Here is a 25832-nt window from a genome sequence, read left to right as displayed (position 1 = left end):
TGGAAGCTCCCGAGTATCTCGGGTGAGAAAGAGAAAAGACGGTCAGTGAAAATCTCACTGACCGTCTCTACATATTCCATTGAGTGTCTTAGCTACCGTTATAAGCTTCTTTGACGAACTCGCTAAAGCTAACAGGGTCCATGACGTGGGCAAGATGGTCTAGCCCAGGCATTTCGATCACAACAATATTGTCCACGGTTTCAGCCAAGCCGTTTGCTGCTATTTTCAGGAAATCGCTGGTAGTCGTTCCCACAAGAAGGCTTACTTTGGATCCGGAAAGCACCGAAAAGCGGGAAAGGTCATCGCTAAGTTGATCCATTCTTTCAAGCTCTCGGACCCAAGTTGGAGCTAGCTGAACCAAAGAAGGCCACAATGGGCTGTGTGATGCACCATTGACCTCCTCTTCAGATGACCTGACGAAGTTGAGAAGGCCGAATCGGAGGGCGGCGTCATCTTCTCCGGCTTCAATGAGTTCTTTATAAGGAAGCAATGCTTCGCCTGCGATCGGCTCATTTACAGGAAGAGGTGGCTCAAAAAGAATCATCTTCCTATCGCCAAGTGGGTGCGCTAAGGAATATTCCAGGGCACACAAAGCTCCGTATGAGTGGGCGAGGATTGAAGCATTTTCGCCAGCTTCTTTGAGGATCACATGAAGATCATCAATTTCATTTTGGATGGAGTAGTTCGTGGCATTTGGATTGTCACCACGGCCACGGCGATCATAAACAAAGCAGGTGAAGTCTTTTTCTAGCTCATGGATCGCTGGAGCCCATTGCTCTTTGGAGGCAATAGATCCGTGCGTAATTACTAGTGCTGGGCCGGTGCCGGACTTTACATAGGAAATCTTGGTTCCATCCGCTGAAGTGGCGACATTGTTGTTACTGCTCATATTGTGATTGCCTTTCAAAGTTTTTAAGTGTGCCTCTGTGTCGGAGGTGCGAGGTTCTCTGCATTTGAGGTTCCTTGGTGTAGAACCCGATTTGTAACACCGTTTGTTAAGTTTTACGCCATTGTGTTTCATGGCACAATATTTAAGTTAAGTGACTGAACTTAAAGCGTTGGATGTGAAACTACCTAACCCGTTGAGCGGCATTACTTTAAAGGAGGAATGAATAGAGGCCAACCTAGAGTCAAATCCGGCGGTTTTACGTGGTGGGAGCCAGCCGCCATCCAGGTGGTAAGCCAAAAGAGTGCGCTTTTCGACGAGACACCCCATGGTCAGAAAAAGGCAAGAATCGTTCAACGATGTCCCAGAAACAGGTAAAACTACCCAAGAATTTGGGCCTTATTCCAGGAACAGCGAGGCCATTGCAAACCCCTCAGAACTCACCGTTAGGATTAAACAGAACACAAGCTAGCAAATTGGCTGCTAGCTTGTCTGAAAGATTCTGGCATTTCTAAGAGGAGAAAAATGAGTTCGTCAATGCCCAATTGGGAAGGCTTTATGATTCCAACGCTTAAAGTTTTAAGCGACGGTGTCGTTCGGCATTGGCGTGAATTCCAGCCTCTGGTTGCGGATGAAGTTAAGCTCACCGACGAGCAGAAACAAGAGATGCTTTCCTCGGGAAGTCAATTAAAGTATGAGAACCGAATCGGGTGGGCAGTTTCTTTCTTAACAAATGTTGGTGCTCTTAGTCGTCCAAAGCGTGGGCATTACACAATTACTGAGGCGGGTAAACAGTTAATCCCCATGTTCCCAAATGGGGCGAAAGAGAAAGAAATTCGGGCTCTCGGCGAAGATAAAAACTCTGCCATCCGCGTGTACAAGAAGAAAGAAAGTACCGCGGCTGAGTCTTCGGAGCAAAAACGCGAAATTGAGTCTTTAACACCAATTGAGCAGGTACAAGGTGGTATTCAAAGAATCAATGATGAGGTTGCCGCAGAGCTTTTGCAACGTCTCCAAGGTAAAGAACCCGCGTTCTTCGAACAAGCAGTTGTCGATCTCCTCCTCGCAATGGGGTACGGCGGTACCACCGGCGCCGGCAGCGTAACTCAACTCAGTAACGATGGCGGCATCGACGGAGTGATCGACCAGGATATTCTCGGCGTGAATCGTGTGTACATCCAGGCCAAACGATATGCAGACAACAATTCAGTTGGCCGCCCAGACCTTCAAGCATTTGTTGGTGCGCTCAGCGGCAAAGCAGATAGTGGCGTTTTTATCACTACCAGCACTTTCACTGAAGGCGCACGCACATACGCAAATAATGTTCCTACTCGAATTATCCTGATCGACGGCAAACGCCTCACTGATCTAATGATTCGGTTCGCAGTGGGAATCCAGGTCCGCGATACCTATAAAGTCGTTGAAATCGATGAGGATTTCTTCTCCTAATCTAGATACCACCAGAATTAGCTCTGCGCCTTCCGCACAGAGGCGCAAAAGTTGCGGTGTGCAGGGCAAAATGGCGCTTTTCGACGCAACCCTTCGCCCCGGTGGAAACCTGTTTGAGGAGGGAAGATTTCTAACTAGGGTTTAGTAATCTTCTTCATCCTCGTCCTCAAACTCATCATCTTCCTCCGGTTCGTTAGTTGAGCAGCTCAGTAACCTCAGAAGCTCATCAAAGTTTTCGGGGTAGTCGTTATTGCCAGAAGATTCAAAGGGCTCGCCACCATCTGAAAACTCCATTTTCAGCCACCAGGAAGTTCCATCCGTTGCTCCTGAGAAATAGTTCTCTTCCCATAAACCAAGGTCTAGATTTTCCAATTCATTAGTGAATTCTTCAAGGGAAAATTTATGAACTTTGAACTCTGTATGAGGACGATCGCCATCCTTCAAAGTGAAGGCTTCATAGTCGGCGCTTTCCAAAATGAGATAAGAACGATCGACATGAATCGTTCTGGTCTCAGTGGCACCAAAGAATCCGCCAATGGTGAAACTGAGTTTACTGAGGTTGGGTAGGCGTATGTTTAAAGTTTCTCTATCATCGTCGAGGATCTCCGGAGGTTTACAAAATAGAACTCGACAGAGTTCTACAAAAGTTTCTGGGTAATAGTCCAAGCCACTGAAACTAACTGATCCTTTGCCATCGGAAAAATCGAGGTGGAGATCCCAAGAATCCTCTTCGACGAACGAAAGTCCTTCGGTTTTGAATCCGGACCACCCACCCAAACCAACGTTTGCGAGAGCACGAGTGAATTCAATTTGGGGAAGGACATCATTTTTGAATAGGCTCATCTGGTAAGAATTCAGCTCTTCCTGTCGCCGCAGCTCCGCCCAGTTTTTCTCTGAATTCTCGACAATCTCTAATTCTCGGATTCCATTAATGTAGAAGGAACCATTGGGGGAAAACTGTAGTTTGTTGAGGTAGGGGAGGCGTTTGTTAAACGCAGCAATGTCGCTCTCTTTATAGGTTTGTTCATAGGAATAGCCCCTATCTAAGAGTGTGATACGTGCAATATTCAGTAGAAATTGTGGAGTGATTCGGACTCTCTCACCTTCGAAATAGATCTGTTTACATTCTCGCCAAAGCATGTCTTCAGGCTTCAGTTTGTTCGCAAAATCCCATTCGTTGACTTCGCGAGTTAAAACCCTAACTGTTTCAAGGAGTTCTTCTGTTGGTAGGTGTTCAATTGTCGGAATTTTCTCGCGGAAATACCGTAAATAGTCCAAAGGGATCCTTAAGCTAATTTTGTTACTTTCAATATCAACTTTATTGCAAAAATTTGCTATGGACTAAATTTGCGAGGGATCGGCGTGGCTCTTTAGAGACTTTATGCCTGCAATTCGTGGGCGGTAAAGAGTCTTCCTCTAATGAATCTCCTAAGAAAGGCTTTTCGCCTGGGTTTGGCAGCTTCAAATAGAGCGCGCATAAAGTCAGCCAACTGCCACCAACACCCGTCGAAAAGTACTCTTCTAAGCCCCTGGACCCCCTGAACCCCAAAAAACGGCTAACCCAAAGGGTTAGCCGTCGCGGCAGCAAGGTGGAAGCTAAGCGGCAGCTGTCAAAGAACCAGATCCCGGAGGGCCCAGCCCTAAAACCTACTTCTTAACTGCAGGAGTTGGCTCGAGCTTCCAGATCTCGGTTGCGTAATCGCGAATGGTGCGGTCGGAGGAGAAGCGGCCGGACTCGCAAATGTTGATCCATGCCTTGCGTGCCCATTCCTTAGGATCGGCTGCGTAGTCGGCGGCCATGCGGTCGCGGGTCTCGCGGTAGTCGGCAAAATCGCCAAGCACGTAGTAGGTGTCGCTGGCGTCGACGCCGTAGCCGTGAATCAGGGAATGCTTGAGGTCATAGAACAAACCGGAGTTGTTGTCATTGAGGGTTCCGTTGTCCAGAGCGTCGAGTGCGCGCTTGAGGCCTGGGACGGTCTCGTAGAGCTCATAAGGCTTGTAGGTCGCGCGCAGTGCAGGGAGTTCCTCCACGCGGGCGCCGAAGATATAGGCGTTTTCCTCGCCTACGGAATCCACGATCTCCACGTTGGCGCCGTCCATGGTGCCAAGGGTGAGGGCGCCATTCATCATGAACTTCATGTTGGAGGTGCCACTGGCTTCCTTGCCGGCAGTGGAAATCTGCTCGGAAATATCAGAAGCAGGTAGGATGTGCTCGGCAGGGGAGACGTTGTAGTTCTCCATAAAAACCACCTTGAGCAGCGGGGAAACCTCAGGATCGTTGTTTACCAGATCAGCGATAGAGTTGATCAGCTTAATAATCGCCTTGGCGCGAACGTATCCAGGAGCTGCCTTCGCGCCGAAGATAACGGTGCGGGCTGGGATATCGGTGAGTCCATCTTCCTTAATGCGGAAGTAGAGGTCCAGCACATAGAGCGCGTTCATCAGCTGGCGCTTGTACTCGTGCAGGCGCTTAATCTGCACGTCAAAGATGGAATTAGGATCGATCTCAATGCCCTGACGGTCCAGGATCCACTCCGCAAAGTCGCGCTTATTGGCAGCCTTGATCTGGCGGAGCTCCTTCAGCACAGACTTGTCATCGGCGTAGGAACGCAGCTTCTTCAGCTCATCCAGGTTGGTTACCCAATCATCGGAGCCGGAGAGGCGAGTGAGCAGGTCGGAAAGTCCAGGGTTGATCATGCGCAGCCAGCGGCGCGGGGTCACACCGTTGGTCTTGTTGTTGAACTTCTCAGGCCACAGGGCGTACCAATCAGACAGGGTCTCTGCCTTGATGATCTCGGTGTGCAGCGCTGCCACGCCATTGATGGAATATGCCGCGTAGCAGGCAATCCATGCCATGTGCACAGTGCCGTGCTGGATTGGAGCCATGCGGTTGATGGTCTCTTCGTCCAGGCCATCGGCTGCGCGCTCGAGGCGGAAACGACGGTCAATCTCAGCGATGATTTCCCATACGCGCCAGAACAGTTGCTGGAAGATCTGCTGATCCCACTGTTCCAGAGCCTCGGTGAGCACGGTGTGGTTGGTGTAGGCGAAGGTCTTGGACACAATTTCCCATGACTCTTCCCAGCCTATTTGGTGCTCATCCAAGAGCAGGCGCATTAGTTCAGGGATCGCCAGCACTGGGTGGGTGTCATTGAGCTGCACGGAGTGGAACTCGGCAAAGTTGCTCAGATCTGGGTGGTGCTCCAGGTGGCCGTTGATCATGGCCTGCAGGGAAGCGGAGGTGAAGAAGTACTGCTGGCGTACGCGCAGCTTCTTGCCCTCGTAGGTGGTGTCATTGGGGTAGAGCACGCGGCAAATATCGGAAACGCGCTCGCGCTCGATGATGGCATCGGTAAAGCGCTGGGAGTTGAAGGCATCGTAGTCGAATTCCTCCCAAGGCTCTGCCTTCCACAGGCGCAGGGTGCCCACATTGTGGGTGCCATAGCCGGTGATTGGCATGTCATAAGGAATCGCGCGGGCTTTCATATCGTCAAAGCAAACAACCAGCTGGTCAGAGGCACGACGAATGGTGAAGGGGTATTCTTCCTCGCGCCATGGGTCTGGCTTTTCTACCTGGAAACCGTCATTGAAGGACTGACGGAACAGGCCGAATCGGTACAGCAGGCCATAGCCGGTGACGGGGTAGTCCTGGGTAACAGCGGAATCCAAGAAGCAGGCAGCCAAACGGCCCAAGCCACCATTGCCAAGAGCCGCGTCATTTTCGATCTCAAGAATATCGGTGAGCTCATGGCCCAGCTCGCGAGTAGCAGCGGCAGCCTCTTCTACCAGGCCCAAGTTGGTCAGGTTGTTTAGCAGCGCACGACCCATGAGGAATTCAGCGGAGAAGTAGTGCTGCTGACGAGCGTTGCCATAGGCTTCGCGGGTGGCTTCCCAGTCGGTGGCGATGCGCTCTTGCACGGCACGGGAAAGACCAGTCCAGAACTTACGATCAGTTGCTAGCTCAGCGGGGGTGCCGGCAGCTGCGCGAACATGGCTGCCGACGAGTGCGGAAGGAAGTGGCTGTTTTTCAGGGCTCATAGCAGATGAGTCTAAATGCAAAACGCCAAAAATGTCGTCCAATCGGACATAAATGGAACTTTCGGATTCAAAACCGTGCTTTTCGACGAAAAACTGCTGCCTGCGGCGGAGGGAACACTAGGACCTCGTCGAAAAGCAAAAAACGGCCAACCCCCGCAAGGGTTGGCCGTTTTCGCGCTCGCTTAACCAAAAAGCTTAGACAAAAAGCCCTTGGAAGGCTCCGCCTCATGGCCCTGGCAGCGCTGGGAGGTAGGGACGTTCTTCATCACCTGATCAACGTGCTGGCCACAGCCTGCCCAGGTGGTCTTTCCGCATTTCTTACAAGTAACTGCACGGCACATAGTGTTGCCTCTCTATAAAGGGGGATTGTTTAATTAAATACAGCCTGAGGACTAGCGCCCGGTGACTGCAAGTTTTGGGGATTGGCGGGAGAAACTTTCCCACGCGGCATAACTGCCCTCGAGTTCAATAACCTCAAACCCGGCGCGTCGCAAAGCGTTTGCTACCACGGTGTTTCGTGCTCCGGACTGGCAGAAAGTCACTAGGGTTCCACTGGTGGGTAGCTCATCTAGGCGCCACATTGCCGAACCTCCGGAAAGCTGTTGCGCGCCGGGGATGGTACCTGCTGCAAACTCTGACTTTCCGCGGATATCAACCAATGCGTCATAGCTGGTGGAGGTCAGCTCAGCAGGGGAGATGAGCGCGGGAGCAAAGGTAGGCAAGCCGTCAATGCTGGTGGTGAAGTAGCGCACACTATCAATGCCGGTTCGCATCAAGGCGGCACGGAACTCCTCGGCTGCAGCGGCATTAGGTGCCAATACGATGAGGTCTGTGTTGTCCTTTTCCGGATCGATAACCCAAGCCGCAAAATTTGAGGCCTTGGCTCCGCGCGGAATGTTCAAGGCACCAACCACAGTTGCGCGGTGCACCTCATTTTGCTCGCGGGTGTCCACAAAAACAGCTGCCTTCAAACCAAGCTTGTCGACGACCTGTTCCGCACTTAACTCCTCCACAGGGCTTAAAGCTCCCAGCACTGCTGGTCCTTGCTTATTCTGCTTTTTCATGCGCGCAAAATAAGCGTGGGCATCAGGCTGACCTGCAAGAAGTTCTGCAACAAAGCCTTCCTCATCATTGTTTTGCAGATAAGGCGCCCACCATGCAGTGGCTTTTTCATATCCCACAGTGGTGCTGGGGATAGCGCCGAGGGATTTTCCACACGGGCTGCCTGCGCCATGTCCGGGATAAACCTGGATGTGGTCGGGGAGGGTAAGGAACTGCTCTTTGAGGCTTTGGAAGAGCTGCTTTGCTCCCGCGAAGCGGGTATCAATGCCACCTGCTGCTTCATCGAGCAAATCCGGACGTCCCACGTCGCCTACGAAGACAAAGTCACCGCTGAGCATAAAGCCTGGGTCCCTGGATACAGCGCCATCGCTGATCAAAAAAGACAGGTGCTCAGGTGTATGGCCAGGGGTGTGCTTGGCCGTGATGGTGATATTTCCCAATTTAATGGTGGAATCATGCATCAAGGTGGTGCCAGCAAATCCATATTGCCAATCTGGTCCGCCTTCACCGGAGAGAAAGATCTCAGCACCGGTGGCAGCGGCAAGTTCGCGAGTACCGGAGAGGTAATCGGCATGGATATGGGTTTCGGTTACGGCGATGATGTCCATGTTGTTTTTTGCTGCCAGATCCACATAGGTCTGAATATCACGGCGAGCATCAACCACAATTGCTTTGCCTTCGCGCTGGCAGCCAATGAAATAGCTGGCCTGGGCGAGGCCTTCTTCGTAGACACGTTCAAAAAGCATGTGAAACCTTAGGTCAAAGTTGAATGTATACCCTTGGGGGTATGTGTAGAGCTTAAAACACCTTAGCCACTCTGTCAATATACCCCAGGGGGTATGTAAAAGAGTTTTAAAAAAGGCCTTATGGCCAGGGGTTTTGGAGAAGGGTAGGGAAGTTTTGGATTGCCATATAGAGGGAAATGAAGATTAGGAAGCCTGCAAAACCGAGCTGGAGAGAGGTTGCTTTGATCTTCTTGGCCAGTAGTACTCCGCTAAAAGCGCCAACAATGGTGGCTCCAATGATGGGGGTGGCAATTGCCCAGTCCACTGTGGCTAGATCGGAGTATTTAAACGCCAGTGCAACGGCACTATTGATGGCGATAACCACCAGTGAAGTTCCGGCCGCTGTACGCATGGAAAATCCCATTGCAAAAATCAGGGCCGGAACTATGGCAAAGCCTCCACCCACGCCAAAAAATCCGGTTAAAAAGCCCACCCCAGTTGCTGTTAAAAGCACGGACACCGCTTTTGGTTGGTGGGAATTACCTTCTTGGGCAGGGGTTTTGACATTCTTAACTTTTAGAATCATGGTGATTGCCACCACCAAGACTAAGACGGCAAAGCTGCTAAGTAATAGGGCCTCATTGAGGTTGCTGGATAATTTATTGCCCGCAAATGAGCCGACAATGCCGAGTAGTCCAAAGCTGATTCCTGCTCTGAGGCGTACATTTCCCGCAGCATATTGGGTGCTTAATCCTATGAGTGCACCTATTCCTACGATGGTGAGGGAGGCTGCTGTGGCTTGGGTGGCGCTAAAAGAAAATCCATAAATGAGCAGGGGGATGGCGAGGATAGCGCCGCCACCGCCGAGCATGCCAAGGAGAAGTCCGATTATCAGACCGCCTAAAAGGGCTAAAATCATAAATCAGACGATACCCTGGGGGGTATGTTTAAACCAAGATTAGGTCTTAGTAAAAGTAGACCTCAGCATTATTAGCGCCACGGCATACTGACACCTCTGCTGATTCATTTCTGCAGCTCATGTCATAGGTTACCTGCGTAACAGGGCTATAAACCCATATTGACATAGGCAGGAAATCTCGAAGATCATCCTCGGTGGCATTGAAATTTGCTGTTAGAACTTCGTAGGTGCTGGATACGAGCTCACAGCTGGTATGTGGTCCGGCTGCCCAAACATTGGTGCCAAATCCATCGCCATTAATGCACACTGTGGCTCGCGAAACCTCTAGATCTACGTTGTCGCCAACCGGGGCATCGCGTGGGACCATGTATCCCGTGACGGGCACCTCCACAGAAATGGTGCTGGTCACTGTGGTGGTGGCAGGTGCTGGGGTGGGTTGGTCGGAGCTTTTAGGGCTCTCAGTAACGGTTACCGTCACAGGCGTCTCGGCAGAATCGTCTGTTTGGCCACAGCCACTTAAAACTGCAAGCATGCCAGCTGCCAGGATTAACGCCCTAGACTGGAGTTTTAACATCCCAACCTCCTTTATATACATGGTTCGTATATTTAAGAGTTTAGTCGAAAGTTGCCTGCGTGAATACCCTTTCCCCACGTTTGAGAAAAGCTATAAATACCGCCGCCTGGGCGCATCGCAACCACGTACGCAAAGGCAGCGGAATTCCCTATTTCAGCCATCTTTATTCCGTGATGTACCTGCTCAGCACTGTCACTGATGATGAAGATATCCTCATCGCAGGCCTACTCCACGACACCCTCGAAGACGTGCCCGAAGAATATAGCGCCGCCCAACTTGAGGCGGATTTTGGCCCGCGCGTGCGCGCACTGGTGGAGGAGCTCACCAAAAAGCCTTTAAAAACCTGGAAAGCGCGTGCCGACGCTTACCTCCTACACCTCAGCGAGGGTGCCAGCTTAGAGGCTGTGCTGATTTCCACAGCCGATAAACTGCATAATATTTACTCAATCTCCGATGACTATGCAGTCCTTGGTGAGGACCTATGGCAGCGCTTTAACTCCGGCAAGCAGCAACAACTGTGGTGGTATAGCGAAGTGCACCGCATTTCCTGCGAAAGGCTTGGTCCCAACCAGTTGAATAAACAACTGGGGGAATGCGTCGAAAAGCTCTTAAAGCAGAGCACCCAGGCGCTCGGCGGCGTCGATTAGCTCGGTGCCCCACATGGCGGCGGGGTGGGGCTTGAGGCGCTCGGCCACGCCCGAGATGGACAGTGCTGCGATCATGGAACCGTTGGCGTCAAAAACGGGGGAGGAGAGGCTGGCCAGGCCGAGCTCGCGCTCGCCGACTGATTCCGCAAGTCCCGTGGCGCGCACCTGATCTAGTTCCTCGCGGGAGAACTCCGATGCTGAGGGAATGGGCAGGTAGGCGGCAAAAACCCGGGCCGCCGAACCTGCATTAAGTGGCATGCGGGTGCCCACGGGGACCACGTTCTTAAGGCCCGAGGTGGGCTCTTGGCTGGCCACGCAGGTGCGGGTGGTGCCGGTAAGGCGATAGAGCTGTACGGATTCGCCGGTGCGCTCCATTAGGTCTGCCATAATTGGAACGGCGGTATCGATAAGGGTATCGGCGCCGCGGGCACCCAATGATGCTAGGCGCGCACCGATGGTCCACCGATTATCGCGGGAGCGTGCCAACATGCCATGAACCTCGAGCGCTGAGGCGAGGCGGTGGGCGGTGGCGCGCGGCAAATCGGTGGCCGCTGCGAGCTCCGCCAATGATCGGGGCTGTTCCGCGATGACATTAAGGATTAATACAGTGCGGTCTAAAACTTTAATACCGCTCTCGGTAGAGTCCTCGATAATTTCTTGCTGTCCCATACCTTGAATTTAGCATTTCACTCCGTGGGACGTGGTGGCGGGATTCAGTGTCTGGGTGGAGCCAAAAAAGATTTTGGGAGATTTTTGGCGGGAGGTGACAATTAATCCTTTTAAAAGCTATACTGTCCCATGAAACGATATTTTAATCTCACATAGTGGGATTTAGTTTAAAGGACGGTGAGTTCCATGACCAGCCCCGTGGAGAGCAACACCCCAGCGAAGAAGCTGACTCTGGCAGAAAAGGTATGGCGCGACCATGTCGTGTCCAAGGGAGAAAACGGCGAACCCGACCTCCTTTATATCGATCTCCAGCTGCTGCATGAGGTGACCTCCCCGCAGGCTTTTGATGGTCTGCGCATGTCTGGCCGCAAGCTGCGCCACCCAGAACTGCACCTGGCAACCGAGGATCACAATGTTCCTACCGAGGGCATTAAGACCGGTTCTTTGCTGGAGATTAACGATCAAATCTCCCGCCTGCAGGTTTCCACCCTGCGTGATAACTGCAAGGAATTTGGCGTCCGCCTGCACCCCATGGGCGATGTCCGCCAGGGTATTGTGCACACCGTTGGCCCACAGCTCGGCGCTACTCAGCCAGGTATGACCATCGTCTGTGGTGACTCCCATACCTCCACCCACGGTGCTTTTGGTGCCATGGCCTTTGGTATTGGTACCTCCGAGGTAGAGCACGTTATGGCTACCCAGACCCTGCCACTGAAGCCTTTTAAGACCATGGCTATTGAGGTCTCCGGCGAGCTGCAGCCAGGTGTCTCCTCCAAGGATCTGATTTTGGCCATCATTGCCAAGATCGGCACCGGCGGCGGCCAAGGCTACGTGCTCGAATACCGCGGTGAAGCAATCCGCAAGCTGTCCATGGATGCCCGCATGACCATCTGCAATATGTCCATTGAAGCTGGCGCCCGTGCCGGCATGATCGCTCCCGATGAGACCACCTTTGAGTACGTTAAGGGCCGCGAAATGGCTCCAACCGGCGCTGATTGGGATGAAGCAGTGGCTTATTGGAAGACTCTGCCTACCGACGAGGGCGCTACCTTTGACAAGGTTGTGGAAATCGACGGCTCCGCACTGACTCCTTTTATTACCTGGGGCACCAACCCAGGCCAGGGTCTGCCACTGAGCGAATCCGTGCCAAACCCAGACGACTTCACCAACGACAATGACAAGGCAGCTGCTGAAAAGGCACTGGAGTACATGGACCTGGTTCCAGGCACCCCGCTGCGCGACATCAAGATTGACACTGTCTTCCTCGGATCTTGCACCAATGCTCGCATTGAGGATCTGCAAATTGCTGCCGATATCCTCAAGGGCCGCAAAATTGCAGATGATCTGCGCATGATGGTTGTTCCATCTTCCACCTGGGTCAAGCAAGAAGCAGAAGCCCTCGGCCTGGACAAGATCTTCACCGACGCTGGCGCTGAATGGCGCACCGCTGGTTGCTCCATGTGCCTGGGCATGAACCCAGATCAGCTCAAGCCAGGGGAGCGCTCTGCCTCAACCTCCAACCGTAACTTCGAAGGCCGCCAAGGCCCTGGAGGACGCACCCACCTGGTCTCCCCAGCTGTCGCCGCTGCCACGGCAATCCGTGGCACCCTGTCCTCACCTGCAGATCTTTAAGCTAGAAGGAGCCTAAAAACCATGGAGAAATTCACTAAGCACACTGGCGTTGGCGTTCCTCTGCAGCGTTCCAATGTGGACACCGACCAGATCATCCCAGCTGTGTACCTCAAGCGCGTAACCCGCACCGGCTTTGAAGATGGCCTCTTTTCCAACTGGCGCAAAAGCGATCCCAACTTTGTGCTCAATACCGACACCTACAAGAACGGCTCCGTCCTGGTAGCTGGACCTGATTTTGGTACCGGTTCCTCCCGCGAGCACGCTGTGTGGGCATTGATGGACTACGGCTTCCGCGCCGTATTCTCCTCCCGATTTGCCGATATTTTCCGCGGCAACTCCGGCAAGGCAGGTCTGCTCACCGGCATCATGGAGCAATCCGATATTGAGCTGCTGTGGAAGCTCATGGAAGAAAACCCCGGCCTGGAGCTCACCGTTGACTTGGAAAACCAGCAGGTCACCGCAGGCGATGTAATTGTCAGCTTTGAGGTTGACCCTTATATCCGCTGGCGTCTCATGGAAGGCCTTGACGATGTCGGACTGACCCTGCGCAAGGTTGATGAGATCGAGGCTTATGAGGCAAAGCGTCCTGCCTTTAAGCCAAAGACCAACGTCTAAACCTGGCTAGTTTTAGCAGCGTTTCTAGCAACACAAAAGCCCGCGTTCTCGACTCCTTGTGCAAGGGAGGGGAGAACGCGGGCTTTTGCTTGGCTAAGCGCTACTTGACTGGCAGCGGGCTAGCTAGGTAATCAGCGCCGGTGAGCTGTCCATCATGGAAGCTCAACACCCATACGCTGCCCTTCTTGGCCTTGATTTCTTCATTGATGGGCAAGGTGCCATTGGAAACAATCCAGGAAATCATCTGAGGGATAATCTCGCCCTGGCCCACGATGACAGGGACACCTCCTTGAGCGACCACATCTTCAAAACGCTTCTTGCAGGCTTCAGGATCCTGAGCCCAGGCATCGTCACCAAAAAGACGGTTCACGGAGACATCGAGGCCCAGTTCATCTGCCAAAGGCAGGGCGGTTGCCTGGCAGCGATCTGGAACTGCTGAATAAATTGCCGTGGGCTTATAAGGCAGCAGCATTGGAACCAGCAATTCTGCCTGACGGCGTCCTTTCTTATCGAGTGGGCGCTTATTGTCATCGCCACCCCACGTTCGACGAGCATGTGCGCTGGCATGGCGGACATAAAGCACGCGGGTGGTGGTTGGGGTACGGAAGCGCTTTCCAGCCTTAGCAAGTACCTCAGTATCAACCTGGTAGCTTAGCAATTCGCAGGCCTCATCGATGCTGCACCAACGGATTTCATCTACTTCATCATTGGGAGTGAATTCTCCACCCAAAACCTGTGCAGTCCAGTAATAAACCACCTTGATGCGGTCTAGAACAGGGTAGGTGACTTTGCCAATGAGCTTGCCCAAGCGCACGTCATAGCCGGTTTCCTCGAGGATTTCGCGGGCAGCAGTGGTGGGAATGGACTCGCCTGGATCAACCTTGCCCTTTGCTAAAGACCAATCATCGTAGCTGGGGCGGTGGATCACTGCTACTTCAATATTGTCTGGATCGTTAATATCACCGCGCCACAAAACAGCACCAGCAGCCAGGGTAGGCTTGGTGAACTCCTCGGTGGGGCGGGCGGAAATCTTTTGCAGACGGCCATTGATCAGCATGGCAGAATCCTGATCTTTGTCCACCTCATGGGGCTTGTTGTTCTTATTTGCCATTGGGTGTTAATTCACCTTTCGCGTTAAGGTGCACAAAACTCGTCGATTTGCCAGAGGGCTGGGGCGAAAACCGCGCACAGAGTGAATGAGAAACATATACCTCTATTGTTCACCAGTGTTAGCTCCAATGCATAACGGAGCCCCGGCGTGTACGAGGTTTCTTGTGTGTTTAAATGCATCTGTTCGCGTCGATGGGCTAACCTTAAGCAGTTCATGTTGGTAGGCGAAAGGTTGTGGTTAGTGGTTTCCGTAAGCGTGATGGGAGCAGGTTCCTGGGGAACCACCTTGGCTAAGGTTTTCGCAGACGCTGGAAATGTGGTCACCTTGTGGGTCCGGCGCGAAGAACTCGCCAACGCTATCCAACACACCCATGAAAACCCCGACTACCTGCCGGGAATCGCTTTGCCAGAGGCAATTATTGCCACCTCCAATGCCGCTGAGGCCCTTGATGGTGCAGATATTGTGGTGCTCGCCGTGCCTTCGCAGTCCCTGCGTGCAAATTTGGCGCAGTGGAAAGACCTTATTTCTCAGGACGCCACCATTGTGTCCCTGGCTAAAGGTATTGAAAAAGATACCCACCTGCGCATGAGCCAGGTTATTGCTGAGGTTGCAGACGCAGATCCAGAGCGCATTGCAGTATTGTCTGGCCCCAACCTGGCCTTGGAAATTGCACAGGGACAACCTGCTGCCACGGTTATTGCCTGCCCTGATGAAAACCGCGCCAAGCTGGTGCAAGCTGCGGTAGCTGCGCCCTATTTCCGCCCCTATACCAATACAGATGTGGTGGGTACTGAGCTCGGAGGCGCATGTAAAAACGTGATCGCCTTGGCTTGCGGAATTTCCCATGGTTTTGGCCTGGGTGAAAATACCAATGCCTCGGTGATTACTCGTGGTTTGGCTGAAATTGCGCGTTTGGGCAGTGCCCTTGGTGCGGATGCTAAAACTTTCTCCGGCCTGGCTGGTATGGGTGACCTGGTGGCCACGTGTTCTTCACCACTGTCTCGAAATCGTAGTTTTGGTGAGCGCCTGGGCAGGGGAGAAAGCCTGGAGCAAGCACGTGAAGCTACAAATGGCCAGGTGGCAGAGGGAGTTATTTCCTCACAGTCTATTTTTGATCTGGCCACCAGCCTCGGCGTAGAAATGCCAATTACCACTGCTGTGTACGGCGTGTGCCATAAGGAAATGAAAGTTAGTGACATGATTGTGGCACTCATGGGCAGGTCTAAGAAGGCTGAGTAACTTCAGGTTGTAAGCTTCAATGCTGTGAGCATCTCAAATTCTGGAAAAGTCCGTGTCGCAGTTGTCTATGGTGGCCGCAGTTCTGAGCACTCAGTTTCCTGTGTGTCAGCCGGCGCTGTCATGGGACACCTTGATCCTCAGAAGTATGAGGTGATCCCAGTTGGCATCACCGTCGATGGCGCCTGGGTGGTAGGTGAAAGCAATCCGGAAAACCTTAAACTCCGTGATCGTCGCATGCCAGAGGTGGAACACCGCGAGGAAATCCGACCTAGCCTAGATCCAGCGCACCGTGGTGAATTCCACTACCTCGATGGCAGCCTTTATGCCACCGCAGATGTCATCTTCCCGGTGCTGCATGGCCGGTTTGGTGAAGATGGCACTGTCCAAGGCCTTTTTGCACTTTCTGATATTCCTGTCGTGGGTCCTGGAATCTTGGCTTCTGCTGCTGGTATGGATAAGGAATTCACCAAGAAGCTCATGGCAGCTGAAGGCCTGCCCATTGGCAAGGAAGTTATTCTGCGTAAGCGCAGTGAACTCAGCGAAGCAGAGAAGAACCTTCTTGGCCTGCCAGTGTTTGTAAAGCCTGCCCGCGGTGGTTCCTCCATCGGTATTTCTAAGGTCACCACCTGGGAAGATTTCCCAGCTGCAGTGGAACTGGCACGCAACCACGATGAGAAGGTCATTGTGGAATCTGAGATTGTCGGCCGCGAAGTAGAGTGCGGTGTGCTGCAATACCCAGATGGTCGCATTATCGCCTCGGTTCCAGCCATGTTGCTCGGTACTGAAGATGGTGAAGGCGGCTTCTATGACTTTGATACCAAGTACTTGGACAATGTGGTTACTGCAGAGATTCCAGCTCCCCTGGACCAAAAGACCACTGAGCTGATTCAGTCCCTAGCTATTGAATCCTTCCAGGCTCTTAACTGTGAAGGCCTTGCCCGCGTGGACTTCTTTGTTACTGCATCAGGTCCAGTGCTCAATGAGATCAACACCATGCCTGGTTTCACCCCAATTTCCATGTACCCACAGATCTTCGCAGCATCCGGTGTTGCTTATGAGGATTTGTTGGACGTGCTGGTGCAGCAAGCCCTGCACCGCACTAGCAACTAAGCACCAGCAACTAAGTACGAACCTCAGCACAAACATAAAAGGCCGCAGCTCCCGGAAAGGGAACCGCGGCTTTTTCTTATGCCTGAGAAAACTAGCTAGCAGGCACAGTGCTTTCAATAATTCCTGAAATGGTGATCAAGAGGTTTGCAGCCGCCTGGGGCAGGGAAACGGCAATATCGGTTTCACGGCCCAGCGCATACCAAGTAGAGGCGGTGGTTCCGGAAGCAAGGATGGTGTCCTCAAACCATGGAATTGTGTTGATCTGTTGCAACATGGCGCCAGCTGCGTAGTTGGCAGAAGGGGCAACACCACAGCGGATCACAATGGGCTCAAGGCCTGGTGCATCCCAGGCGATCGTGTCAGCACCATATCCGACCGAAGCCATGCGGGTTTCGTCGATAAGCGTATAAGTGGCACCATCCTCGCCCCCGACCTCCAAGGTCTGTGGCAGGGCGTCGATCAAGGCCTGGCAGGAATCCGTCTGGATTCCGGCGGGCAAATCGCGCAGAGGAGCGGGGTAGGGTGACCCGGCGCGCTCCTCGAGCTGTGCGACGGCCTCGGCAAAAGGCGCAACTGGGTTTTCGGCATTGTTCGTGCTCAAGTCATCGGCGGTGATGGCAACAACGGGGAAGCGGTCCACGGAATACCAGGTCTGCAGGGTGGACCCCGGGGTCATATCAGCAACGGGCAGCCAAGTGGTGCCTTCGGCCTCAACGGTGGTGGCAAGCTCGGTGTACTGGAAGGGCATATCCACGCCACAACGCACGGTAACCTGCTCGATCTCGGAGGATGACCACGCTGCCACGCCTGCTGGCTGTGGCTCGGCAATAACCGCGCGGGTATGGCCAAATGCCTTATCCGGCAAATTCTCAACCAAAGTGCTACACGCTGCGGATTCTGCCTCTGGCGCGGGCAAGGCACTCATGGATACCTGACGCTGACCAGTTGGCCCCAAAAGCGCGCGGGCTGCGATCAAAACGCCCACAACCAATACGATGGACAGCACTAAAGCAATAATGATGGGCGTCTTTTTCATCGCCCCGGCAGTAGAACCACCTGCGTTATTCACGGCACTCATATCAGCACACCCTACCCGGCAGGCGATAGACTGAGTAAAACTGATCAGCAACCGCGCGGGGTTTTCACTCTGTACTGAAGGCTGTACTGAGTATGGCGCTTTACTGCGCTGAGTAGTGCTTATGGCCACCCCGCGCTGATCTTGGCCCTCAAAACGCCTTTAACCCGCCTTAACCCACCGTTAGCAACCAAGGAGCGAACCACCTGTGCCTGCCCCCATATTTCCCGCCACCATGCAGGATGGACCCACCGTAGGTGAACTCGGCGAATTTGAGGTCATCAGGGTCATTACCGAACAGGCCAGTTCCTCCCTCAACGGCGACGACGCCGCGGTGCTAAGGCACGCATCCCCCAACTCCCGCGCGGTGGTAGCAACCGACATGCTGGTTTCTGGCCGCCACTTCCGCCTGGACTGGTCCACACCTGAGGAAATCGGCGAGAAGGCCATCCTGCAAAACTTCGCCGATATTGAAGCCATGGGTGCACGCCCAGTAGCAGCGCTCCTGGCGATCTCCGCGCCCTCCCACACCCCAGTTGCCTTTATCAAAGGCCTGGCCACCGGCATCGGCAAACGCCTAGGGGAGTACTCCGCCGAACTTGTTGGTGGCGATGTCACCTCTGGTGACTCCCTCGTACTTTCCGTCACCGCCATCGGCGCACTCGGCGGCTCGCTGCCCGAACTCACCCTCGGTCGCGCTCGCCCCGGCCAAAGCCTCGTCGCCCACGGGCACATAGGCTATTCCGCCGCCGGCCTGGCGTTACTTGAGCGATTTGGGCGCGCCGGGGTCCCCAATGACCTCAAAGCGCTTATCGACGCCCACTGCGCCCCGCGACTCAGCCCCGGCCGGGGGATGGTGGCGCGTGCTGCGGGCGCCACCGCCATGACTGATAATTCCGATGGGCTGATCGTGGATCTCTCCCACATGGCTAAAAAGTCCGGCGTGCGCATTGACGTGGATTCCGCCGAAATCGCCCCCGATGAACTCCTTAGCCACGCCGGTGAACTGTTGGGTTGCGATCCTTGGGAATGGATCTTAAGCGGTGGGGAAGACCACACCCTCCTTTCCACCACCTTTGGCGAGGCCCCCTCGGGATTTCGTACCATCGGCCGTGTGACCAAAACCCGTCCCGATGATCTGGTAACCGTAGATAAAAAGACACCTGCCTATTCCACCGGCTGGAGGAGCTTTTAGGCCATGTGGCAAAACTTTGATGAACTTCCCATCCACCCCAGCTGGAAGCCAGCACTAGCGCCGGTAGCAGACCATATCGCAGAAATGGGCCAGTTTTTAGCTGCAGAGGTGGAAGCCGGGCGCGGATTTTTGCCCGCTGAGGGTGATGTATTTAGGGCCTTTAGCTACCCCTTTAATGAGGTCAAAGTACTCATTATGGGCCAAGACCCGTATCCCACCCCCGGCCACGCCATGGGCTTAAGCTTTTCTGTTCACGCTGATGTGCGGCCTTTGCCCCGCAGCCTTAACAATATTTTTAAAGAGTTGGCTAGTGATATCGGTGTGGGCGCTGCTGGAGGTTCCAGTCAGCCAGGGCAGGGGGCGCTGGACTTGGGAGTGTCCTTGTCTAAGTCTTTGCCGGAGCTCCCGGTGGCGCTGCCGACCTCCGGGGATCTCACCCCCTGGAGTGCCCAAGGGGTGGCGCTGTTTAACCGCGTGCTCACAGTAACGCCCGGTGCTGCAGGTAGCCACAAGGGTAAAGGCTGGGAAGCAATTACTGAAGCAGCAATTACTGCACTTGGTGAACGTGCACAACCACTGGTGGCAATACTCTGGGGTAAACAAGCCCAAGAGGTGCAAAAATTCCTCGGCGAAACCCCATGTATCTGTTCCGTACATCCATCACCGCTATCAGCATCCCGCGGATTCTTTGGCTCCAAGCCCTTTAGCCAAGCCAATGAGATTCTAAAGAACCTCGGTGCCACCCCCATTAACTGGCAACTGTAAAGTAAATCACTATGTCCGGCAGTAGCAGCGAAAACCAGCATGACACCCTAAACAACGCGGTGGCATCTGACCCTACACTCCAACTCGACGGCCCCGGGGTCCTCGGCTGGGCTCATACTGCCGTGCGGGAACTGAGTGAACGTCGTGCCGAAATCAACGCACTCAACGTTTTCCCCGTGCCCGATGCAGATACCGGCTCCAACATGACCCACACCATGACGGCAGCACTTGATGAAGCCCTTAAAGTCACCGACACCAGCGATGTAGCGCGTATGACCGCAGCACTTGCCGTTGGTTCCGTACGTGGTGCACGCGGCAACTCCGGAGTAGTACTCAGCCAAGTCTTGCGAGCAGTATCCCAAGCAGCAGCCAACGGCGTGATCAATGGCCGCACCTTCCAAGAAGCCTTAGGTATTGCCCGCTCACTAGTAGACCGTGCAATTACCGATCCTGTAGAGGGAACCGTTGTTACTGTCCTGCGCTCGGCTGCCATCGAAGCAGAACACAGCGTAGAAAACGGCGCAGACGATCTTTTAAGCGTCGTCCGCAATACCGTCAAGGCTGCGCGCACCGCTCTCGCCCGCACACCCTCGCAGTTGGCAGTGCTTCGTGAAGCCGGAGTAGTAGACGCCGGCGGTCAGGGCTTGGTCATCCTGCTGGAAAGCCTGCTCGCCCAAATTGATAGCGCAGCGAGGGAAGAACTGCGCGCCCACTATGCCACAGCCAACGCAGGCGCCGAGGGCACAGGCGCCGATGCTTCCGCCGATACTCATGGCCGAGTGGGCAACCTCGAAGTGATGTTTTATATCACCTGCACCACCGAGGCAGCACTCAACGCTTTGGAAACCACACTCCACGAACTTGGCGATAGCCTCATCGTCGCCCGCGAAACCGACACCGCCGGCATGGTCCATATTCACTCTCGTCGCGCCGGGGAGATCATCGAACAAGCCTTTGCCAGTGGCGCAGTAAAAGATTTGCGCCTCGAAATCCTCCCAGAGACCAGACATAACCCAGTCGGACAACCGCGCCGGGTTCTTATGGCCGTAGCACCCCATGGCTTGGTGGCAGAGCTGTATAGCAGCGCTGGTGTCAACGTTATTCCGCGGGAAATCTCGCAGCTACATGCTGAAGAACCCGATGATGACATTGTGGCCAAGATTGTTTCCAGTGCCCGTAAGTCCGGTGCTGATGAAGTTATCCTTTTGCCCAATGGTTTCTTAAGCAAGCGGGAGTTGGTTTCCATTGAGCGCTCCAGTCATGCCTTTGAACAAAATGTCATCATTTTGCCCACCTCCACCTTGGTCTCTGGCATTGCTGCCGTAGCCGTGCATGATCCAGCCCAGCCCATTGCGGTGGATTCCTATGCCATGGCAGAAGCCGCAGGTGCTATGCGTACTGCCGTGGTTCGTGCTGCCACCTCAGCAGCGCTTACCCAAGCCGGTGCTTGTTCCAAGGGAGATCTGCTCACCTTTATTGGACCCGAAATTGTGCAGGTCTCCGAGGAACTCAATGAGGCGTTATCGCGTACCGCTTTGCGTCTACTTGATGGTGGCGGCGAGCAGATCACGCTGCTTATTGTGAAAGAACGCCAGCATGAGTTTGATGAGGATATTTTCCGCCGTGGCCTGGGCACTCATACAGGTGTGGAGATCACCGTCTATCCTGCATCTGGAATGGAGAATCTCGTAGAGATCGGGGTGGAGTAGAAAATGTTGGGTTGGCATGATGAGCGTTTGCTCAAAGATATTCTGCCCGCAAAAGAGGCCAAGGCCTTTGAAAAAGCCTTGGGCTATACCACCGCCGAGCAACTACTTGGCCACCATGTGCGCAAATACTCCCACCACGGTTCGGGAGTAGGCATTGGCGATGCCGTCGAGGGCGATCTTGTCACCATCGTTGGTGAAGTAGCTGTGGCCAAACAGTCCTATACCCAGTCCGGAAAATTGCTCTACAAGGTCATGGTGGTCACCGAAACCGAGCGCATCGGCATTTCTTTCTTTGGTGCCAAACATATTCCACGCCTGCTGCCACAGGGCATCCGCGCGCTTTTTACCGGCAAAGTAAAATTCTTCCGCAATGAACCTCAGCTCTCACACCCAGAGTTCATTGTTATCCCCACTCCTGGATCCACCACCAAACTCACCGCCACAGGCGGTATGAAGTCTTTGGCGGCCTATGGCGATATTGAAGAAGTTGCCCGTCGCCTCGTCGACCGCGAATATATCCCCATTTATGCAGGTACCGCCACCATGACCACCTGGCGGATTATGGCTGCGGTGCAACGCGTCCTAGAAACCATGCCGGTGATCAAAGAACCGCTCACCGTGGTTCCAGATGGCCTGCCCAGTTTTGATGCAGCCATCCGCGGTATTCACGATCCAGGTGACCAACCACCCAGCACCTTTATTAATCGCCTGAAGTATAACGAGGCACTTTCACTGGCCACCGTGATGGCACTGCGCCGTGCTGATAACAAAAACCGCAAGGCTCCACCGATGCCGCGCGCGCTTAAAGGGCATCAGCATATGCTCATCGAGGCTCTGGATTTCCAGCTCACAGCTGGCCAGAAGCAGGTTATTCGAGAAATCAGCGCCGATATTGAGCAGCGGGTACCTATGTCACGCCTGCTCCAGGGTGAGGTGGGTTCGGGTAAAACCATTGTCTCGCTGATTGCCATGTTGCAGGCCATTGATTCCGGCCGCCAATGCGCGATGCTGGCGCCCACGGAAGTGTTGGCCACGCAGCATGCCCGGAGTTTGCGATCCACCTTGGAGTCCGCAGGCCTTGATGTCAACGTTGTGCTCTTGACTGGCTCCATGCCCGCCGCCAAGAAAAAAGAGGCACTGCTGGAAGTTATCTCGGGAGATGCCGATATTGTCGTCGGTACGCATGCGCTGATCCAAGATAGTGTGGAGTTTTTTGATCTGGGCCTCGTTGTGGTGGATGAGCAGCACCGCTTCGGCGTGGAGCAGCGCGATCGCCTGCGCACCAAGGGCCGCGAGGGGCTCACCCCACACCTTTTGGTGATGACAGCAACACCCATCCCACGCACCATCGCCATGACGGTCTTCGGTGACCTGGCAGTCTCCACCCTGCGTGAGCTACCCGGTGGACGCCGCCCCATCCAAACTTCAGTGATCCCGGACTATAAAACCGGCTGGGTTAAACGCGGCTGGGAACGCATCGGAGAAGAAGTCCTTGCTGGTCGGCAGGCCTATGTGGTGTGCCCCCGAATTGAGGGTGAAGGCGGCGTCCTGGAAATCCATCAGCTTCTCGAAGAGCATATTTTCCCAGGGCTAAACGTCGGCATGCTTCATGGCCGCATGGACACTGACCTTAAAGATGAGGTCATGGGAGAGTTTGCACGCGGCGAGATCGATATTTTGGTGGCTACCACCGTCATCGAGGTCGGTATTGACGTTGCCAACGCCACCGTCATGCTCATCCGCGAGGCCGAGCGCTTCGGCGTTTCCCAAATCCACCAGCTGCGCGGTCGTGTTGGCCGTGGCGCCTATGACTCCCTGTGCCTTTTGCACACAACCTTTGATGAGAACTCGCCGCAAGGCAAAAGGCTTGCCGCCATCGCCGCCACAACTGATGGGTTTCAACTCTCTGAACTTGACTTACAGGTACGCCAAGAAGGCGACGTCCTAGGCACCCGTCAATCAGGCAGCGACACCAAATTGCGCCACCTCTCTTTTATCACCGACCAAAAGATTATTGAACAGGCGCTTATCGACGCCGCCGAGCTCGTAGCACGCGACCGCCGTCGCGCGCTGGAGCTGGTCAGTGAGATAGCGATCGTTAATCAGGACTACCTGGAGAAGAGCTGACCCTGCCTGCTTATATCGAGGCAACCTGCGATAGTCTATAACCCATGAAGATCTGCGCACCCTTTGCCGGAATCGTCCACTACTTCGTCGATGAAGGCGATACGGTAGACACCGGAATGCAACTTGGCACCGTTGAAACCATCAAACTCGAGGCTCCCATCCTGGCTCCCGGCCCAGGCGTGGTTGCTTCCTTGGCTTTTGATGATTTCTCCGATGTCACCGGCGGCGATGAGCTGTTGGAATTGGAGGCTAAGAACTAATGGGACAAACCCGCATTATCTCCGGCGAAGCTCGCGGCCGGAAGATTGAAGTGCCACCAGCTGGTACCCGCCCTACCTCTGACCGTGCCCGCGAAGGCCTCTTTTCCTCCCTGCAGGTCCGTTTTGGATTTGAAGGCCAGCGCGTGCTCGACCTTTTTGCAGGCTCCGGCGCCCTCGGCCTGGAAGCTGCCTCCCGCGGTGCAGAAGAAGTGGTGTTGGTGGAATCGAACCCCAAGGCAGTAGAGGTCATCCGCCGCAATATTGCGGTGGTCAAGCACCCACGGGTGCAGGTTGTTGAGATGAAAGGCTCTACCTACCTGGCCTCAGCGCCCAATAAGCACTTCACCATGGTGCTGGCTGATCCGCCCTATGAGCTTGCCGACGACGCGGTGCGGGACATGCTGCTAGCTCTAACACCCAAGCTTCTTGATGGTGCAGCTATTGTGGTGGAACGCCACATTGAATCTCCAGAAACCGATTGGCCAGTCTGGATGGTGCCCACCACCCAGAAGCTCAAAAAGCGCACCTATGGCATCGCGCGTATGGATATGGCTGTGTTTGATGAAACCCTGTTAGAGGAGAGCTAATGAAAGCCGTCTGCCCCGGTTCCTTTGATCCCATCACCCTGGGACACCTCGACATCATCACCCGCGCTGCTGCGCAATTTGAAGAGGTCACTGTCTTGGTGACCGCCAACCCCAATAAGAACACGGGACTTTTTAGCGTGCCAGAGCGCATGGAACTTATCCGTGAATCCACCAAGCACCTAAGCAATGTGTCAGTGGATACCTGGGCATCTTTGCTGGTGGATTACACTACGGCCCATGGGGTAGGAGCTTTGGTCAAGGGACTGCGCAGCTCCTTGGACTATGAGTATGAGCTGCCCATGGCGCAGATGAACCGCAGGCTCTCAGGCGTGGACACTTTTTTCTTGCTTACCGATGAAAAATTCGGCTATGTCAGCTCCACCCTTTGTAAAGAGGTAGCGCGTTTTGGTGGCGATGTTTCAGGGCTTTTGCCTGATGTGGTTGCAGAGGCCATGACCAAGAAGTACCGCCAAAGCTAATTTATGCTTGCTTTATTCACCATCGGGGTGATTGTTGCCTTTGGTGCCTGCCTACAAAGAGTCTCAGGTTTGGGGCTCGGGCTGGTGGCTGGGCCAGTCATGGCAGTAATCATTGGCCCCATTGAGGGCATCCTGGTGGTGAATGTTATCTCGGTTTTTAACGCCGCCATCAGCACCGCCAGCGTGCATAAAGATATTGATTGGCCGCAATTTCGCATAATCGCCATCATGCTCATCCTAGGGGCCATCCCCGCTACGGTGCTGCTTAAATATGTGCCGGTATCGGTGGTCTTAACCATCGTGGCCCTCATCTTGCTTGCTTCATTATCTTTGGTGACTTTCGCCCAAAAGAAAATTCCGCATTTTTCTGGGCGGATCCCAGCGGTGGTGGCGGGCATTGTCTCTGGCTTTAGCAACTCCCTGTCTGGGGCTTCTGGTCCCGTTATGACGATTTATGCCCAAGCAACCAGGTGGGAACAAAAACCTTTTGCCGCCACATTGCAGCCGGTTTTCTTCAGTGCAGCACTGGTCTCCATTTTGGTGAAGGCGCTTTTTGGAACAGCGCATCTACCCGATACCAGCCTGTGGGTGTGGCCGGTGTGCGTGGTGTCGATGGTGCTGGGAAATTTCTTGGGCGCACGGATGGCTCCACATATTGCTAAGGGCACGGCTCGGAAATTTGCGCTGGTAGTGGCCTTTGGCGGTGCCTTTGTGGTGCTGTATAAGGGCCTTAGTGGTCTTTTTGCTTAAAGCAGTCTAGAGTGTGTCGCTGAATCGAGTGATATGTGGGGAGGTGACAGCGATGGGCGGTGATAGATCAATGTGGAAGATGAATCCGGAAAGACTCCAGGAACATCTGCAATTGAAAAATCGCGCTAGACAAATTCCGGACAAGAAGAAGGAAAGCAATAAGAGGGCCTGCCGAGTATCTCGGCGGGCCCTCCCGCATTTTTTAGAAT

Annotated in this window: 24 protein-coding genes and 1 pseudogene; 15 read left to right on the top strand and 10 right to left on the bottom strand. The window is 54.0% G+C overall.

All coding sequences use genetic code 11. The features are described from left to right. Nucleotides 1-88: 88 nt before the first annotated feature. On the bottom strand, nucleotides 89-889 hold the full coding sequence (locus tag SFC07_RS07250) for an alpha/beta fold hydrolase (protein ID WP_411207561.1): 801 nt from the start codon (nucleotides 887-889) through the stop codon (nucleotides 89-91). Between the two features lie 522 nt (nucleotides 890-1411). Here SFC07_RS07250 and SFC07_RS07245 point away from each other — a divergent pair. Continuing rightward, complete coding sequence (locus SFC07_RS07245; RefSeq protein WP_411207560.1) at nucleotides 1412-2335, top strand: restriction endonuclease; 924 nt, start codon at nucleotides 1412-1414, stop codon at nucleotides 2333-2335. Nucleotides 2336-2476: 141 nt separating this feature from the next. On the opposite strand, the gene SFC07_RS07240 is transcribed toward SFC07_RS07245, so the two are convergent. The 6 genes from SFC07_RS07240 to SFC07_RS07215 form a co-directional block, all read right to left on the bottom strand. Further along, on the bottom strand, nucleotides 2477-3613 hold the full coding sequence (locus SFC07_RS07240) for a hypothetical protein (RefSeq protein WP_411207559.1): 1137 nt from the start codon (nucleotides 3611-3613) through the stop codon (nucleotides 2477-2479). 369 nt (nucleotides 3614-3982) lie between these two features. Continuing rightward, on the bottom strand, nucleotides 3983-6373 hold the full coding sequence (malP, locus tag SFC07_RS07235; RefSeq protein ID WP_411207558.1) for a maltodextrin phosphorylase MalP: 2391 nt from the start codon (nucleotides 6371-6373) through the stop codon (nucleotides 3983-3985). Between the two features lie 182 nt (nucleotides 6374-6555). Next, on the bottom strand, nucleotides 6556-6714 hold the full coding sequence (locus tag SFC07_RS07230) for a hypothetical protein (RefSeq protein WP_411207557.1): 159 nt from the start codon (nucleotides 6712-6714) through the stop codon (nucleotides 6556-6558). A 51-nt stretch (nucleotides 6715-6765) separates the two neighbouring features. Beyond that, nucleotides 6766-8181, bottom strand: a complete 1416-nt coding sequence (locus SFC07_RS07225) for a rhodanese-like domain-containing protein (protein WP_411207556.1) — start codon at nucleotides 8179-8181, stop codon at nucleotides 6766-6768. Between the two features lie 118 nt (nucleotides 8182-8299). Then, nucleotides 8300-9079 carry a sulfite exporter TauE/SafE family protein gene (locus tag SFC07_RS07220; protein WP_411207555.1) on the bottom strand — a complete coding sequence of 260 codons (780 nt, stop codon included), beginning with the start codon at nucleotides 9077-9079 and terminating at the stop codon, nucleotides 8300-8302. A 46-nt stretch (nucleotides 9080-9125) separates the two neighbouring features. After that, a complete protein-coding gene (locus SFC07_RS07215; protein ID WP_411207554.1) occupies nucleotides 9126-9653 on the bottom strand; it encodes a hypothetical protein in 528 nt (175 codons plus the stop codon). Nucleotides 9654-9712: 59 nt separating this feature from the next. Between SFC07_RS07215 and SFC07_RS07210 the strand changes: the two genes are divergently transcribed. Then, entirely contained in the window at nucleotides 9713-10300 is a 588-nt protein-coding gene (locus SFC07_RS07210) for an HD domain-containing protein (RefSeq protein ID WP_411207553.1), read from the top strand. On the opposite strand, the gene SFC07_RS07205 is transcribed toward SFC07_RS07210, so the two are convergent. Then, nucleotides 10262-10969, bottom strand: a complete 708-nt coding sequence (locus SFC07_RS07205; protein WP_411207552.1) for an IclR family transcriptional regulator — start codon at nucleotides 10967-10969, stop codon at nucleotides 10262-10264. The genes SFC07_RS07210 and SFC07_RS07205 overlap by 39 nt on opposite strands. Nucleotides 10970-11155: 186 nt before the next feature. Between SFC07_RS07205 and leuC the strand changes: the two genes are divergently transcribed. Together leuC and leuD are read left to right on the top strand one after the other, a co-directional pair. Further along, nucleotides 11156-12601 carry a 3-isopropylmalate dehydratase large subunit gene (gene leuC, locus SFC07_RS07200; RefSeq protein WP_411207551.1) on the top strand — a complete coding sequence of 482 codons (1446 nt, stop codon included), beginning with the start codon at nucleotides 11156-11158 and terminating at the stop codon, nucleotides 12599-12601. Between the two features lie 21 nt (nucleotides 12602-12622). Continuing rightward, complete coding sequence (gene leuD / locus SFC07_RS07195; RefSeq protein WP_411207550.1) at nucleotides 12623-13216, top strand: 3-isopropylmalate dehydratase small subunit; 594 nt, start codon at nucleotides 12623-12625, stop codon at nucleotides 13214-13216. A 100-nt stretch (nucleotides 13217-13316) separates the two neighbouring features. On the opposite strand, the gene SFC07_RS07190 is transcribed toward leuD, so the two are convergent. Further along, nucleotides 13317-14327: an NUDIX hydrolase gene (locus tag SFC07_RS07190; protein WP_411207549.1), complete on the bottom strand. Its 1011-nt coding sequence runs from the start codon at nucleotides 14325-14327 to the stop codon at nucleotides 13317-13319. 240 nt (nucleotides 14328-14567) lie between these two features. Here SFC07_RS07190 and SFC07_RS07185 point away from each other — a divergent pair, with 240 nt between their 5' ends. Then, nucleotides 14568-15566 (top strand): NAD(P)H-dependent glycerol-3-phosphate dehydrogenase, encoded by a 999-nt coding sequence (locus tag SFC07_RS07185; RefSeq protein WP_411207548.1) that lies wholly within the window; start codon nucleotides 14568-14570, stop codon nucleotides 15564-15566. 24 nt (nucleotides 15567-15590) lie between these two features. Further along, a complete protein-coding gene (locus SFC07_RS07180; protein WP_411207547.1) occupies nucleotides 15591-16676 on the top strand; it encodes a D-alanine--D-alanine ligase family protein in 1086 nt (361 codons plus the stop codon). A gap of 91 nt (nucleotides 16677-16767) precedes the next feature. Here SFC07_RS07180 and SFC07_RS07175 read toward each other — a convergent pair whose 3' ends face one another. Continuing rightward, complete coding sequence (locus SFC07_RS07175; RefSeq protein ID WP_411207546.1) at nucleotides 16768-17754, bottom strand: DUF3515 domain-containing protein; 987 nt, start codon at nucleotides 17752-17754, stop codon at nucleotides 16768-16770. A gap of 232 nt (nucleotides 17755-17986) precedes the next feature. On the opposite strand from SFC07_RS07175, the gene SFC07_RS07170 reads away from it, so the two are divergent. From SFC07_RS07170 to SFC07_RS07130, 9 genes and pseudogenes are all read left to right on the top strand, one after another. Continuing rightward, entirely contained in the window at nucleotides 17987-18946 is a 960-nt protein-coding gene (locus SFC07_RS07170) for a thiamine-phosphate kinase (protein ID WP_411207668.1), read from the top strand. A gap of 3 nt (nucleotides 18947-18949) precedes the next feature. Beyond that, nucleotides 18950-19711, top strand: a complete 762-nt coding sequence (locus SFC07_RS07165; protein ID WP_411207545.1) for a uracil-DNA glycosylase — start codon at nucleotides 18950-18952, stop codon at nucleotides 19709-19711. An 11-nt stretch (nucleotides 19712-19722) separates the two neighbouring features. Further along, nucleotides 19723-21420, top strand: a complete 1698-nt coding sequence (locus SFC07_RS07160) for a DAK2 domain-containing protein (protein ID WP_411207544.1) — start codon at nucleotides 19723-19725, stop codon at nucleotides 21418-21420. A 3-nt stretch (nucleotides 21421-21423) separates the two neighbouring features. Continuing rightward, a complete protein-coding gene (locus SFC07_RS07155) occupies nucleotides 21424-23547 on the top strand; it encodes an ATP-dependent DNA helicase RecG (RefSeq protein ID WP_411207543.1) in 2124 nt (707 codons plus the stop codon). Nucleotides 23548-23591: 44 nt separating this feature from the next. Further along, nucleotides 23592-23807 (top strand): acetyl-CoA carboxylase biotin carboxyl carrier protein subunit, encoded by a 216-nt coding sequence (locus SFC07_RS07150; protein WP_411207542.1) that lies wholly within the window; start codon nucleotides 23592-23594, stop codon nucleotides 23805-23807. Beyond that, the gene (gene rsmD / locus SFC07_RS07145; RefSeq protein ID WP_411207541.1) at nucleotides 23807-24394 is read left to right on the top strand and encodes a 16S rRNA (guanine(966)-N(2))-methyltransferase RsmD; all 588 of its coding nucleotides are present in this window, start codon (nucleotides 23807-23809) and stop codon (nucleotides 24392-24394) included. The genes SFC07_RS07150 and rsmD overlap by 1 nt, the downstream gene beginning before the upstream one ends. Next, entirely contained in the window at nucleotides 24394-24873 is a 480-nt protein-coding gene (gene coaD / locus SFC07_RS07140; protein WP_411207540.1) for a pantetheine-phosphate adenylyltransferase, read from the top strand. The genes rsmD and coaD overlap by 1 nt, the downstream gene beginning before the upstream one ends. A gap of 3 nt (nucleotides 24874-24876) precedes the next feature. After that, entirely contained in the window at nucleotides 24877-25623 is a 747-nt protein-coding gene (locus SFC07_RS07135) for a TSUP family transporter (RefSeq protein WP_411207539.1), read from the top strand. A gap of 52 nt (nucleotides 25624-25675) precedes the next feature. Continuing rightward, nucleotides 25676-25831 (top strand): annotated as a pseudogene (locus tag SFC07_RS07130) (PTS nitrogen regulatory IIA subunit); the annotation flags it as partial. Nucleotide 25832: the final 1 nt, after the last annotated feature.

It is taken from the genome of Corynebacterium callunae, from assembly GCF_046592015.1.
Taxonomy (GTDB): domain Bacteria; phylum Actinomycetota; class Actinomycetes; order Mycobacteriales; family Mycobacteriaceae; genus Corynebacterium; species Corynebacterium callunae_A.
The sequence above is the reverse complement of the archived record's forward strand: the minus strand, read 5'-3'. Positions and strand labels throughout refer to the sequence as shown.